The organism is Desmonostoc vinosum, assembly GCF_059505385.1.
On the sequence record NZ_JCACKM010000101.1, the window covers coordinates 11696 to 25707 of the forward strand.

15 protein-coding genes and 1 pseudogene are annotated in these 14012 nt (G+C 41.9%); 9 read left to right on the top strand and 7 right to left on the bottom strand.

What is annotated here, in order from left to right; genetic code table 11:
- Nucleotides 1-215: pseudogene (locus tag AC5JMF_RS16620) on the top strand (hypothetical protein); the annotation flags it as partial.
- Nucleotides 216-371: 156 nt separating this feature from the next.
- On the opposite strand, the gene AC5JMF_RS16625 reads toward AC5JMF_RS16620, so the two are convergent.
- Nucleotides 372-1667, bottom strand: a complete 1296-nt coding sequence (locus tag AC5JMF_RS16625; protein ID WP_495796835.1) for a cation:proton antiporter — start codon at nucleotides 1665-1667, stop codon at nucleotides 372-374.
- 147 nt (nucleotides 1668-1814) lie between these two features.
- Between AC5JMF_RS16625 and AC5JMF_RS16630 the strand changes: the two genes are divergently transcribed.
- From AC5JMF_RS16630 to AC5JMF_RS16650, 5 genes are all read left to right on the top strand, one after another.
- The gene (locus tag AC5JMF_RS16630; protein ID WP_495796836.1) at nucleotides 1815-3182 is read left to right on the top strand and encodes a cytochrome P450; all 1368 of its coding nucleotides are present in this window, start codon (nucleotides 1815-1817) and stop codon (nucleotides 3180-3182) included.
- Nucleotides 3183-3388: 206 nt separating this feature from the next.
- Nucleotides 3389-3640, top strand: coding sequence for a UPF0175 family protein (locus AC5JMF_RS16635; RefSeq protein WP_495796837.1), 252 nt, complete (start codon nucleotides 3389-3391; stop codon nucleotides 3638-3640).
- Entirely contained in the window at nucleotides 3633-4127 is a 495-nt protein-coding gene (locus tag AC5JMF_RS16640) for a PIN domain-containing protein (protein ID WP_495796838.1), read from the top strand. Before AC5JMF_RS16635 ends, AC5JMF_RS16640 begins: the two co-directional genes overlap by 8 nt.
- A gap of 357 nt (nucleotides 4128-4484) precedes the next feature.
- The gene (locus AC5JMF_RS16645; RefSeq protein WP_495796839.1) at nucleotides 4485-6698 is read left to right on the top strand and encodes a phosphoketolase family protein; all 2214 of its coding nucleotides are present in this window, start codon (nucleotides 4485-4487) and stop codon (nucleotides 6696-6698) included.
- A 636-nt stretch (nucleotides 6699-7334) separates the two neighbouring features.
- On the top strand, nucleotides 7335-8225 hold the full coding sequence (locus AC5JMF_RS16650; RefSeq protein WP_495796840.1) for a prohibitin family protein: 891 nt from the start codon (nucleotides 7335-7337) through the stop codon (nucleotides 8223-8225).
- Nucleotides 8226-8573: 348 nt separating this feature from the next.
- Here the strand turns inward: AC5JMF_RS16650 and psb28 are convergent, their stop codons facing one another.
- The 3 genes from psb28 to AC5JMF_RS16665 form a co-directional block, all read right to left on the bottom strand.
- The gene (psb28, locus tag AC5JMF_RS16655; protein ID WP_495796841.1) at nucleotides 8574-8915 is read right to left on the bottom strand and encodes a photosystem II reaction center protein Psb28; all 342 of its coding nucleotides are present in this window, start codon (nucleotides 8913-8915) and stop codon (nucleotides 8574-8576) included.
- Nucleotides 8916-9027: 112 nt separating this feature from the next.
- Nucleotides 9028-9168 carry a hypothetical protein gene (locus tag AC5JMF_RS16660; protein ID WP_495796842.1) on the bottom strand — a complete coding sequence of 47 codons (141 nt, stop codon included), beginning with the start codon at nucleotides 9166-9168 and terminating at the stop codon, nucleotides 9028-9030.
- Nucleotides 9169-9201: 33 nt separating this feature from the next.
- Nucleotides 9202-10221: a S66 peptidase family protein gene (locus AC5JMF_RS16665; protein ID WP_495796843.1), complete on the bottom strand. Its 1020-nt coding sequence runs from the start codon at nucleotides 10219-10221 to the stop codon at nucleotides 9202-9204.
- Between the two features lie 64 nt (nucleotides 10222-10285).
- Here AC5JMF_RS16665 and AC5JMF_RS16670 point away from each other — a divergent pair, with 64 nt between their 5' ends.
- Both AC5JMF_RS16670 and AC5JMF_RS16675 read left to right on the top strand, forming a co-directional pair.
- Nucleotides 10286-10654, top strand: coding sequence for a Lin0512 family protein (locus tag AC5JMF_RS16670; protein ID WP_495796849.1), 369 nt, complete (start codon nucleotides 10286-10288; stop codon nucleotides 10652-10654).
- A 126-nt stretch (nucleotides 10655-10780) separates the two neighbouring features.
- A complete protein-coding gene (locus AC5JMF_RS16675; RefSeq protein WP_495796844.1) occupies nucleotides 10781-11119 on the top strand; it encodes a hypothetical protein in 339 nt (112 codons plus the stop codon).
- Nucleotides 11120-11219: 100 nt separating this feature from the next.
- On the opposite strand, the gene AC5JMF_RS16680 is transcribed toward AC5JMF_RS16675, so the two are convergent.
- The 3 genes from AC5JMF_RS16680 to AC5JMF_RS16690 all read right to left on the bottom strand — a co-directional run bounded on the left by AC5JMF_RS16680 (nucleotide 11220) and on the right by AC5JMF_RS16690 (nucleotide 12733).
- The gene (locus AC5JMF_RS16680; protein ID WP_495796845.1) at nucleotides 11220-11651 is read right to left on the bottom strand and encodes a pentapeptide repeat-containing protein; all 432 of its coding nucleotides are present in this window, start codon (nucleotides 11649-11651) and stop codon (nucleotides 11220-11222) included.
- Nucleotides 11652-11731: 80 nt separating this feature from the next.
- Nucleotides 11732-12181 (bottom strand): hypothetical protein, encoded by a 450-nt coding sequence (locus AC5JMF_RS16685; protein WP_495796846.1) that lies wholly within the window; start codon nucleotides 12179-12181, stop codon nucleotides 11732-11734.
- 186 nt (nucleotides 12182-12367) lie between these two features.
- The gene (locus AC5JMF_RS16690) at nucleotides 12368-12733 is read right to left on the bottom strand and encodes a hypothetical protein (protein WP_495796847.1); all 366 of its coding nucleotides are present in this window, start codon (nucleotides 12731-12733) and stop codon (nucleotides 12368-12370) included.
- A 422-nt stretch (nucleotides 12734-13155) separates the two neighbouring features.
- On the opposite strand from AC5JMF_RS16690, the gene AC5JMF_RS16695 reads away from it, so the two are divergent.
- Nucleotides 13156-13878 carry a class I SAM-dependent methyltransferase gene (locus tag AC5JMF_RS16695; protein WP_495796848.1) on the top strand — a complete coding sequence of 241 codons (723 nt, stop codon included), beginning with the start codon at nucleotides 13156-13158 and terminating at the stop codon, nucleotides 13876-13878.
- Nucleotides 13879-14012 lie beyond the last annotated feature (134 nt).

The following is a 14012-nucleotide window of genomic DNA, read 5'->3' on the forward strand; positions in this document are numbered from 1 at the left end:
GTTTAACTGAAAATGTCAATAATCTGACATTACGAGTTGATGGTTTAACTGAAAATGTCAATAATCTAACAGAAGAAAGCAGCAGTATCATAGATATTATGATGCACTCCATCCAAAATGCGGAGACTGACCGAGAGACGTTTCAAGCGGAGATTCAGCGGATTTGGGAATATCTTGTGAGGCAGGGTGGAAATGGTAGTAACTCCTCAACGTAAATGCGATCGCTTCGGAAGCATTACAAGAACACCCGTTTTCATCCGTTGACCTAAGCCGGAAGTCGCCCTTCCGACTCGGCTTCAAAACCGGACGTAAGAGTTTCTGCTCATCCTTGAGTATTGCTACTCATTTTGAGCGAACGGATCGCAGGAGTGTCAATCGAATTCGTCAATGGTAGCAGGAGCAGATTTTTGCTGCTGGCTAATCTTGTGTTCGTACCAATTCATTAAGGGAGTTGCACTAATTCCGTGTATAATCACAGAAACTACAATAGTAGTGTAAGTAATCCAAGCAATTTGTTCGGCAGCTTCACCTTCTAAACCTTTGCCAAAGGCATAAGCAAGATAATATAAAGAACCTACACCACGAATGCCAAACCAACCAAATAACCAACGCGTTGCTGGATGTAAATTTTGACGGGAAGAACCTACAGGATATCTACCAATTGTACTTATCCAGACTCCTAAAGGTCGGATAACAAAGAATAACAAAACCATTACTAACAATGATTGAGGGGCATAAGTTAGCATTGGTTTAAATAATAATATCGACCCCAATAACAAAATTGTCCCGATTTCCATCAGCTTTTCAATTCTTTCAATAAACTCTAATTGTGCTAATGGCCTTTCAGGATTTCTATAACTGCGTTGTACAACTAAACCTGCAACAAATACGGCCAGAAATCCGTAACCATTGACAATTTCGGTTAAAGAATAGGTCAACAAAATTATACTGATAGCAATAAAATCTTCCATCAACTCGTCTGCTTGGCGGCGTTTTTGAATTTTTTGATCAATCCAAACTATTGCTTTAGCAACGATAATACCCATAATAATGCCGGATGCGATCGCCCAAATTAAATCAACCGTTACCCACTGTTTAAACCAGTTGTTCCAATTATCATCTTTGAGGGCATAAATACCAAAATAAACAAACGGAAAAGCCAAAGCATCATTTAACCCACCTTCGGAAGTTAAACCAAAGCGCAACTCATCTCGATCATGTGTATCAGTCAATTGCACTACTGATGCTAAAACTGGGTCAGTTGGCGCTAAAATTGCTCCTAATAAAATAGCTTCTCCCCAATTCATTCCTAGAAAAAATTTGCCCACAGCAGCTAAGGCAAAAATGGAAATTGGCATCAACAAGCCAATTAACCGCACTGTAATATCCCAACCTTTTAACCTGAGTGGCCGCACAATTTTTAAGCCACAGTTAAATACAGAAATAATTACTACAAATTCTGTGAGTCTCTCTAAAATTTCGGCGTTGAATACATTATCTTTCCGCAATTGAATTAATCCAAAACCATAAGGGCCTAATATAATACCAACCACTAGGTAGATAAGAGCAAAAGAAAGAGGCAGGCGAGAAATCCATCCTGACCCTAATGTCACCATTAGTAAAAGTAGACCAATTACTAATAAATCAAGAATATAAATGTCTATCATAGATATTGGTATAAAAAATACTATTTGCTTTGCCAGTTTAGTAGTGAAAGTTTGTAAAGATAAATTACCTACGGATAGATTTTCTAAAGATCTTTTGCGTTATTTTTTGGTAAGTTAGTAGGAAAATCACTCACAGGAGTATTACTTATGCCACTCCCAGATGGGCCAAGAATCTCCAAATTCATGCAGCGGCTTCAGTGGATTTTTAATCCTTTCAAACTTATGGAAACCTCTGCTGAGGTATATGGCGATTATTTCACGGTATATCCGACAAGTAATCAGCCAATGGTATTTTTTAGCAATCCTCAAGCAATTCAGCAAATTTTTACATCTTCATTAGAGCAATTAGATGCTCGAACATCCAACCAAGTTTTACAACCGTTATTAGGAGAAAATTCGCTAATTTTAGTTAATGGCTTAATCCACCAACGGCAGCGTCGATTATTAACACCATCTTTTCATGGCGATCGCATGAAAGCATACGGTGAAATTATTGCTAATGTTACTAGTCAAGTCATCAGTAGTTGGCAAGTAGGCAAACCTTTTTCCGTCCGCGACTCGATGCAAGAAATCTCTCTCAAAGTGATTTTACGGGCTGTATTTGGTTTGGGTGAAGGGGAACGCTTTAGACAATTACAAGAGTTATTACCTTCCCTGCTAGATTTAACTGGTTCTCCTTTGCGGGCTACCGTGGCGTTTTTTCCAGCGTTGCAAGTCGATTTAGGTGCATGGAGTCCTTGGGGAATATTTTTACGTCAAAGACAGCAAGTTGATGAACTTCTCTACGCTGAGATTCAGGAACGCAGAGATCATCCTGATTCTTCTCGCAGCGACATTCTTTCGTTAATGATGTCAGCGCGTGATGAAAATGGCGAACCGATGACGGATGTTGAATTGCGTGATGAGTTGATGACTTTGTTGGTTGCAGGCCATGAAACAACAGCTTCAGCCTTGACATGGGCATTATACTGGATTCACCGCTTACCACAAGTTCGGGAGAAGTTGCTGGCTGAGTTAGATAATTTTGGTGACAATGCAAACTTGTCGGAAATTTCTCGCTTACCTTACCTAACTGCGGTATGCCAGGAAACACTACGTATTTACCCAATTTTGCCAATTGCCATCCCTAGAGTTGTTAAATCACCAATCACAATTATGGGCTATGAGTTTGAGCCTGGTACATGGCTAACACCTGCTATATATCTAGTTCATCACCGCCCAGATTTATACCCTGAACCAAAGCAGTTCAAGCCAGAACGTTTTTTAGAAAGACAGTATTCACAGTATGAGTATTTACCTTTTGGTGGCGGTAATCGTACTTGTATAGGAATGGCGTTCGCTATGTTTGAAATGAAAATAGTATTAGCAACGGTGTTATCACAATTCCAGTTAGCATTAGCCGATAATCATCTAGTAAAACCGACACGTCGCGGGATAACCTTAGCACCTTCAGGTGGGAAGTGGTTAGTTGCTACTAATCAACGGCAGAAGGCAAAAATGCCCGTGGAAGTCTAGTTATTTTTGAACTGTCTGTGCGACCAGAGTAGACAAGGGGTTGAATCCCCTTCTGAAAAGAGCCTTCTGCCTTCTTCAAGGGGATTTACCTGTTTTTATATCCTGTCATCGTCAGTCATTCGGTGTTGGGTGCGATCGCTATCGTGATTGGGTTGGTATAAGCGATAATCAAAAAAGAATAGGAATCAGGAACTAAGAGGCAAACCATGCACATCCTATCCCTTCATTATCCCGATGACTTACTCATTACCTCCGGGAAATCACCGCAAGCATTAGAAGCAGAACTGACATTTTTGCTTGCAGTCAAACTCTTTGAACTACATCGACTATCTCTTGGTAAAGCCGCCACCTTTTGCAACATGAACAAACCGCAGTTCATGTACGAACTAGGGCGTTTGCAAATCCCGGTTATCAACCTAGATGATGACCAAATCACCGACGAATTACGCGATGATTAACTCTGTCATCGTTGCTGATAGCAGCCCCCTCATTTCCTTATCAATTATCGAGCAACTGGAACTTCTACCTCAACTTTATCAACAAATCCTACTCCCTCCAACCGTATGGGATGAAATAACAGTCAAAGGAGCAGGTTTACCTGGCGCACAAGCTGTCAGTCAATTAACTTGGGTGGAAATTCAAACTCCTGAAGCTTGGATATTAGAGCCATTATCAATCTTAGTCGATCGTGGAGAAGCTGAAGCTATTGGCTTGGCTCAGTCCACTCCAGATAGTACGGTACTTTTGGATGATGCTCAAGCACGACGAGTTGCAGAACGCTTAGGAATTCGCCGCATAGGTACTCTTGGCATTTTGCGTAAGGCGAAAAAAGCCGGCTTGATTGTTGAGATTAAAGTATACATTGAGCAGTTACGCACCAATGGAATTTATATCCGACCAAGCCTCATCGATGCCGTGCTACGGGATGTTGGAGAAATAGACTAATTACATTATTTTAGTTGTTCTGGTGCAAGCCCCAATAAAAAAATTTCTTCCCTGTTTGCAGCACGGGGTAACTCTGCGGCGTATATAAATTAAGCCTAGTGCGATCGCTATTTTAGTTGGTATGGTATAAACCTTGCTCAGTCATGAAAAACTTTAGTGAATAAAAAAACATTATTTTTAGCTGTAGCAATTTTCTAATCATATGACCACTTTCTAGCAATCAAATAATCTGTATAAGCGTTCTCTGATGCTGGCATGATGAAAAAGCAATAAACTGTCACAACCTCAAGGATGTAAAATTTTTGTTAAATTTAACGAGCATCTACAGTTTCTTCTTGTTCTCATAAGGTACTCAGCATGACAGTAATCACCCCAAAGGCATCTTCAGCACTTCCCCATTTTTGTGAAGGCATTCAATATTTTGGTGAAACGCTACCAGATTTTGAAACTTACGGTGCAAAACCTGCTATCGAATCCGGTAAAGTAGCGATCGCAGATCCCACAGATGCTGCTGCTGTGTATCAAACTTTGCTTGCTGCTGATGCCCTGCGTTACCTGACACTACAAGTCACTGGCAGTAAAGCTTCTGGGCATCCAGGCGGGTTTGCTAGCCAAGCTGAAGCTTATGCAGCTCTGGTCATGCTGGGATACAAAAACATAATTACCGAAGTCGGACACCACGCCCCCGGATTTTACAGTGCCATGTTCTTAGATCGCTCCTTAGAAGACATGGAGATTTTCACTGTACAACAATTGCGCGATCGCTTCCGGGAAAAGCACGGTTTGTTAGGACACCTTTCCGGTTACATCCCCGGCATCCTTGCACCTGCAGGGCCTTTGGGGCAAGGGCAACACTTCGCCATGGCAGCCGCATTATTACATCCAGATAAATTATTTCCCTTCACCGTTGGGGATGGTGGACTGGGTGAACCTTACATCATCAGTTCCATAGCCCACTTTCACACCGCTTACCCCAGTGCAACTAACTTCTTACCAGTGCTGGTATGGAACGGCTATAGCCAAGAACACCACAGCATGGTTTCCCTCAAAACCAATGAGGAAATGCAGGCATACTGGCAAGGTAACGGCTTTGCAGAAGTCGTGTTAGTAGATGCTAAAGACTTTGACGATCAAAACCAACCAGGCGCTTATGTTGATAGTACCGCTTTTTCCTTCCCACAACGCCTAGCCTTTACCAAAGCAGTACTTACAGGTGTAGATAAAGCAGCGCGTTCTGCCCTCAGTGGTCAACTTACCGTCTTCATCATTAAACAACTTAAAGGTGCAGGCGTCCACGCCAGGGGTGCAAAATCTCACAACCTCTATCCCAAAGATACGCTAGATGCTCCCCACATAGTTAATGCACTGCAAGCGCGGGCTTTATCGCCAGAAATTTGGCAACTAGTGCGGACAAACGCCGAACGTGCAGGTGGAGGCCCCGCAGCCAAGACAGTCGTCACAGAATTTGAATTACCATTACCAGAGTTAGGCGAATTACCTTTAGAAGAATATGCCGTGGGTGGCGAACCGAAAGTAGCGACAACCGCCATGGGAAGATTAGTCGGAATAGTCGGACAAAAAGATCAAAACTTCCTCGTCACCAACGCCGACGGTAACGAAGCATCGGGAATAGCCAACATTAACCAAGCACTCAAGATTATCCACCCCACAACCGACGACTTATATAACCAAGCGCCAAACGGACAAGTTTACGAACCTCTGAGTGAAGATGCCTGTGCAGGTTTAGCAGCTGGTTTATCGCTGATGGGTGCAAGAACCTTGTGGTGTTCCTACGAATCATTTGCCATCAACGGCTTACCAATTTGGCAAACCGTAATTCAAGCAATGGCAGAATTGCGGCGTCCCACACCCTCAACCATTACATTATTCACCGCCGGTGCATTAGAACAAGGACGCAACGGTTGGACTCACCAACGTCCAGAAATCGAAGCTTACTTTGCGGCATTAATGCGAAACGGCAATGTTTTCCCCTTATTTCCCCCCGATGCTAACAGTATCCAAGTTTGTTATGACTGGGCACTGACAACTAAAAATAAAGGCATCGTCATCACTGCCAGTAAATCACCTCTACCAATTCGTACCACCTTTGCCCAAACTCGCCAAGGTTTACAAGCTGGTGCAGTCAGTTTACACGAAGTTGCAGGTGACAAGAAAGTCGTGTTTGCTGTCATTGGCGACATGACATTACTTCCAGTCTTTGAAGCTGCTGCTTTCTTAGAAAATGAAGGTATCGGCGTCAAGATAGTTTCTGTAATTAACCCCCGTCGTTTGTATCGTCCCCATGACACCGCATGGGATACATGTGCTGCACCCGATGGTGATTTCCTCGATGATGCCAAATTCGCCGAATTATTTAATGGCGATGCCTTAATTGGTGTGACAGGTGGTGCTTCAGGTTTACTCGAACCCATCATGTTGCGGAGTACAGCCAAGCGCGACACCTTCGCTTGGAAACGTGGCGAAACCACAGCAAGTGCTGGTGAGTTGATGGCGTTTAATGGCTTGACAGCCCAGACTTTGACCAAAAGAGCGATCGCCCTAGTGCATTAAACTAGGTTTTGTAATTAGCAGAATGATTTACAGCACATTTCATCTGAATGAAGTACACAAGGGCGGGCAGGATGCCCACCCCACAAAATTTATCATATTAAGATGTGTACTTCATTTACTTGCAAAGTGCTGTAATTAGTATTATTTAGGATGGGCATCTCGCCCGTCCTTTGTATTTTGGGGGCCATCACTTCGACTCCGCTCAGTGAGCAGGAGGAAGGAACTTCTCAGAATTCCCCAAAACCTGACTTTTATAAACCTCTTGCAGTCTTAATTTTCGCGTTCTTCTCTGCGCCTCTGTCTTGAAAAGTTGAGCCACTGCGTTGGACGGGTTCCCCGGCAGCCGCGCAAGTGGCGTTCCTACGGAGGGAAACCCTCCTTCTCCTGACGGAGACGCTACGCGAACAGAACTTTTCGCTGCGTCTCTGCGTGAGCTTATTAAAATTAGAAAAGCGGGGATTGAAGTATTTAGGTGGATTCGCTAAAAGCTATAGAGAATGCTATGGCGTATCTCAATTTTCTGACGTTCAAAAATTATTATTTGATTAAGTTTTTTGACATTATATAGTTTCATAAAAAGATTTGGGATTGATGTGATTAAGTATATGGTGCGACTTAACTACACAGGAAATTCTCATGGGATTTATAGTTTCTCTCTTAATTAACCTGATAGCGATTTTCGTATATCTCAATGCCAACAAAATATCTGGTGAAAAGTCTCGTTTAGCAGTACGCAGCATTGCTATATTAATTGGTGCGATCGCTTTACTTGCTTCTATTGCGAGAATCTTAGTAATTGTACCACCTGGCAATGTCGGTATCATCAATTTGTTTGGTCGAGTATCTGACAATACTCTGAATTCAGGAGTTCACTTACTTAACCCCTTTAGCAAAGTGTTGAAGTTTTCTACTCGGCTGAAAGATGTAAAGGAAAACATCAATGCAACATCTCAAGAAGGTTTAAACCTAAATCTTGATGTTAGTCTTCAGTACAAACTAGATCCGCAAAAAGCCCCAACAGTATATAAAACAATTGGAGTTGACGAAACACAACTAATAATCTCCAGATTCCGCTCTACTGTTCGTGCTATTACTGCCAATTATCCAGCTAGTGCGATTTACTCTACCAAGCGTCAAGAAATCGCTCAACAAATTGATCAACAGCTTTCTCAGCAGATATCCCCTTTAGGTTTTATTGTTGAGGAAGCACTACTGCGAGATGTTAAAATGCCTGATAGTTTACAAGCTGCAATTCAAGAAAAATTGAAAGCAGAACAAGCCAACCAACAGATGAAATTTGTGTTGGAGCAAGAGCGTCAAGAAGCACAAAGGAAGCGTATTGAAGCTCAAGGCGTAGCAGATTCTCAAAAAATTATTGCTACCGGACTTACAAATCAAGTGTTGCAATTACGAGCTATTGAAGCTACAGAAAAACTAGCTCAATCAAATAACTCTAAGATTGTAGTTCTTGGTTCTGAAAAAGGCGGAATGCCTATTTTGATACAGCCAGAAACTTCAAAACCATGAAAAGGGATAGGAAATAGCTTTCAAGGGCAGGTTTTTTATATTCAGTCTGAAAAAGACCGTTTTTCGTTCGGAAATCTTTACTTTGCGTCTCCTTCCACGTTCCCCTACGGATGATGCTCCTTCTCCCAAGGGGAGACGCTGACGCGAACGTCGCTAGCGCTGTGAAGATCGCCAGTCGCTTATGAGGGAAACCACGCCACTCCCACGCCACTTGCTACAACTCTGGGAACCCCAACGCAGTGGCTCCTCAAGTCGGGAAACCCGCCCACGGGGGTGGCTCCCCAAGACCGCGCTGACTCACCGCGTCGATCAAAACGCAAAATCTGTTAATTCTACATTCCCCATTCCCTATTCTTCAGATTTGCTGAGTCCCAAACCGTTTTCATCAGCATATCGCTCCATAAAGCGCATGAAGCGATCCCATTCTTGGGCGGACTTCATCAGATAAAGTGCTTCTAATGCTTCTGGTTTGCCATTGACAAATCTAGCCTTAACTTCCCGCGTGAGGATTTCGCCTTCCTCATCAATCATGTACATCCCGGTGATGTCGTCAGTACTGCCTTGGCCTAAAATCTTAGGGTCGGTAAAGATAAATGTTGCTGTACCGCTGTCGCCAGTCCGCGATCGCGTCAAGCGTACTTCTGGAATTACTTCTTCGTCAACACCTCTAGCAAACTGGATTTTCGCCATGATCGATAAATTTGAACTTTTGTAATGGTTAATTTAATATTCTCTCATCATTTAGAACTCCTATGTCTAGAGGTTATTGATATTTATTTTTGCGTATATATACTTAATTTATCTAACGTTCAAGTATTAAAGTTGCCGGGCCATCATTTTCGATTGTAACTTGCATCATTGCGCCAAAGGGAACAGGGGATGAGGGGGATGAGGGGGACGCGGGGACGCGGGGACGCGGAGAATAATCAATAACAAATGACAAATGACAATTCCCAATTACCCAGTCCCTACAACTTTAGCTAACAGCGGTTTCTAACATTTGTATTGTGCCAAGATTGGCATCTATTTCTACCTGCAAACCAATCGGTAAGGTAAATTTATCTTTCACATGACCAATCATTGAACCATACCAAGCAGGAATATTTAATGGAAGTATGTGGTCTTGTAATACTTGCATTAAGGAAAATGATGGTTCATCCCCAAGTTGACAATCAGTACATTGTCCAAAGATAAAACCTACAAGTTGATTTAGTATACCAGCGGTTTTTAACTGTGTTAGCATCCGGTCTACACGGTAAACATCTTCCCCTATTTCTTCGATAAATAAGATGCTTTTATTCCATGAAGGGAGGTAAGGTGAACCCACCATAGCTGACAGCACTGACAAATTACCTCCCACAAGTCTACCTCTGGCTTTTCCTGGTGCAACTATCTCTACTGCAACTTCATTTGAGTTGAGATTTTGCATTGTCACTGCTTCACCATTGAATAAAATCTGTTTGAGGTAGTCTACTGTAAACTGATTCCAGGTGGAAAGGGCAACTGGCCCATGAAAAGTTATTACTCGACTGCGAGCGGTAATCGCTAACAGTAGGGAGGTAATATCGCTGTATCCCATAAAAATCTTGGGATGGGAGCGGATGAGTGGGTAATTAATTAAAGGTAAAATGCGACTGCAACCCCAACCACCACGCATGGCTATGATAGCTTTCACTGAGCGATCGCTAAACATCGCATTCACATCTTTTGCACGATCAGCATCTTTACCCGCTAAATAACCATAACGATCTAAAATATGTGCCCCTTGCTTGACTTTTAACCCTAATTTCAATAAGGATTCTTTTGCTGCTTCAAGATCATTGGCATCAACAATACCCGCAGGCGCAATTAATCCCACCGTATCACCTACTTGCAGGCGGGGTGGTTTGAGTATAGTGTTGGGTGTTAGCTTACCTTGAGCGGCAAGTGGTGAGATTTGGGAAGCTACAGCAGCTAGCCCAAACGTTGAGAGGAATCGGCGGCGTTTAATTGTCATGGTGGAAAATTATTGTAACATTAACCACCCATCACTAGAGATGCAGAATTTATCGGAGGTAGTAATGGTGCGTAAACGCTTAATTATTGAGATGGGAATGGGTATAGATCAGCACGGACAAGAACCAACAGTAGCAGCAGCAAGAGCGGTACGGAATGCGATCGCTCACAATGCTTTGCCTGGTGTTTGGGAAGTTGCTGGTTTAGATGATCCCAACGAAATGATTGTGGAAGTGCAAATCGCAGTACCCTATCCAGAACAAGTTAGAGCAGAGGAGGTACTAGCTGTACTACCTTTTGGACAAAAAAGTCTGACTGTAGAACTTGGGGGGATGGTAGTTCAAGGACGAGCAATTCCTGCACTCAATGATAAAAATGACGAAATGTTGATTGCGATCGCTGCTGTGACAGTTATGGTTGAAAAGAAGTCCTAATTCTTAAAAAGTAAAAAAACCTATTTTTATTTCTCAAAAAGGCTTTGCGCTAACATAGGAACATCGGGATAAAAATCTCTGGCGGTAAATTCAACACCACCCACAATATTCACCACTCCAGCGATAATGTCTCAAGAGCATAACCAACCACTCCAGATTCATGATATAACCGGACTCCAACCGAAGCACTTTGCAGATTTAGTTAGAACTGCACAATTGGTTTTTGATCCTACAGCGGGAGTTTCAGGTAGAAATATCAAAGTTGATTGGGAAGAGTTCGGAATCCCCCGTGATGTAGCGGACAATCTCAAATCACTTGGTCAGCAATACCAATACGCATCTCCACACGTTCCTGTTGAAATTATTTGGAGTCAATTGACTGCCGAAACTCGTATTTGGTTTGTTGCAAATAAAGATAAGTTGTGGCAGCTTGAAGAAGCTTTTCCAGCGCTTGACGAAGATTAAATTCTTTTAGAAGGTTCAAAGCGCCGACTTCCGGCGCTTTGACTTTTAGCAACTTTGAATGTAGCTTCTTGCCTTTGTTTCCCATTTCTCTATTCTCACATTAGTCGTGAGTTGTTCCATTGGGCATTGTTGCCCCACATAAGCAGACTTCACTCAAGTTAGTTCTACGCAGATATACCCCACGCAAGTATGAGCCGCTTAAATCTGCCCCCTGCATATTTGCTCCAATTAGGAATGCTGAAAGATTAGCCTCACTAAGGTAAGCGCCACGAAGATCAGCCTTAATTAAGCTGGCATCACGCAAATATGCTCCGCTTAAATCCGTACCTCGCATACAAGCTAAATTCAGGTTAGCTTGGCTCAAATTTGTCTGACTCAAGTCTGCACCAATCAAGTTAGTACAACTTAAATTGGCTGCAAATAAGTTAACTCCTTGTAAATTTTGCCAACTTAGATTTACTCCACTTAAGTTAGTCCGTGAAAAATCCCGTTCTCCTGCCTGATAACGGCAAATAAGCTCATTAACATTCATATTTGCAAGTCTCTTATACATCTATCCAGTCTGTTTGGTCAAAATCTTTTGACCAAAATTTGGCATTGATTAAACGATGACTATCTATTAACAAGTTCAGCAGTTGCTTGTTTACAAACTGAGAGTACACGTTGATCGAGATTACTAACAGAGTCAATTTGATGAAAGTTCTGTAAGTTAATCTTTACATTCTGAACTGTTGGATTTCCAGAACCAATGGTTTTACCAAAAAGCGTATTATTTGCTTGTTTTCCTGTAAAGCAACTAAATTCAGAATTAGGATAATAAAAAGCACCGACAATTTTTCCTTGTTGACGTTGGAAAACTAGATAACCCTTTTGAATTTGGTTGGATTGTGGAGTTTCGCCATACAAATATGTTCCGTTGGTATATGAATTAGATTCTGCTGCTTTATCTAATGAGTTTTGAGCAAATACAGTTTGAATGTTGAAGCCAACGAAACCTAGAGTTAACAGTGCAAGTACCGTAGTTTTTGATAATTTTCTGTTAACAGTTGCAGGTGGATTCATTTTTTCTCCTTGCGTTACTGTTTCTTTATATCTATTTTAAAGGCGTTGTTGCTTATATAACTCTTTCTAACGTTAGATATATAGCAATCCTAAATCATTCCTAAGAAACAAGCTCCCCAACTTATTTGAGAAGTTGAGGAGCTGCGACTGGAAATTATTACCAATCAAATAAGATTTATCTATGTTCTAAGAACACTTGACATTCATAAAAGGCAGTTGTTTAGACTTCGTTGCACCAATAACTTCAACACCTTCTGTGCCTCGAATTCCTTCTAATGGAATAGAAGCAGTGTAAGGCGCTTCAGCGGGTAAACCAATTCCAGATAAAGATCCAACTACCTCTACGCCCCAATATTCAGGTTGTCGGATATAAACTAGTGGTACCAAATTAACTGCCATGTTGAAGTATGGTTTCATGCCTCTGACAATTAAAATATAAGTGCCATTAACTATGCCAGGACGAATTTCTGCTTCTTCAAAGTCAATTAAACGAGATGATTCTGGTTTTGGTAAAGCTTGAAACTTAAGCAAACTTTGCTCAGATGTACTCATTTGTTCTTCCTTTTGCATAAGAATTGTATTGTTGAAAGTAAACTATTTGATGGAATAAGCTGTTATGCATTTAAATTGCACATTTGCTAGTGGTTGTCATTAGTGTTGACAAAAAACAAATGACTTGGTTAACAAACAATAGTGCAAGATGGAAGCGCATTAGCTTAAGAAGACAATGGCTACTTGTCCCATTGTGTTTTTAACTTCTTACTTGAGTCATCAGAGGAAAGAATAAAGTTTATGCAAATATAAATTTACTTTTTACATTTTGTTATATTTATGCATCTAATTCTGTATGCTGCTTGTAACTGTTACTATTGTGGATTCAGATATTACCCAATCCCCAATCGCTAATCCCCAGTCCCTTTCACTTTGTCTACACTATAATTTGACAGAAGTACTTAAATAGTAGTACAAACCTAATGTCCAACAAGCCGTTTCAAAATCGTCTGTTTACTTCCAGTACCCCTCACTCAGAAAAATGGCAACAAAGGGTGGCGCAAGTAGCATATCGCTTCAACCGTCAGTATCAAGGGCAAAGCTTTGAATTACCCGCAGAAGTGCAAGCAATGCCAATATATCGCGAGTGGGCTAGTGGTATATTAACAGGAAAAATTGTTTCTCCTTTCTGGGAAGTTGCTCAACCTCAAAAGAATCAGCACTGTTTAGATATTGGCTGTGGGGTGAGTTTTTTGATTTATCCTTGGCGAGATTGGCAAGCCTTTTTTTATGGGCAAGAAATTAGTAATGTAGCTAGAGATACTCTTAATTCTCGTGGTTCACAGTTGAACTCAAAGCTATTTAAAGGTGTTGAGTTAGGTTCAGCGCATGAATTAAACTACTCTCTAGATCAGTTTGACTTAGCGATCGCTACAGGATTTAGCTGCTATTTTCCGCTGGAATATTGGAGTGTTGTCTTAATGGAGGTGCAACGGGTATTAAAACCGGGGGGACAGTTTGTGTTTGACATCCTCAATCCTGAACAGCCTTTAGCAGAAGATTGGGCAGTTCTAGAAACTTATTTGGGTGCTGAAGTATTTTTAGAACCTCTAGTTGAATGGGAGAAAACAATTAAAGCTGCTGGTGGCAAAGTGATTACACGGCAATCAGGAGAATTGTTTGAGTTATACAAGGTGCGGTTTTGATGAAGACGCGGGGACGCGGGGACGGGGTGACGCGGTGACGCGGGGACGCGGGGACGCGGAGAATAACCAATGACAAATGACAAATGACAATTCCCCAGTCCCCAGTCCCCAGTCCCCAGTCCCCAGTCCCCAGT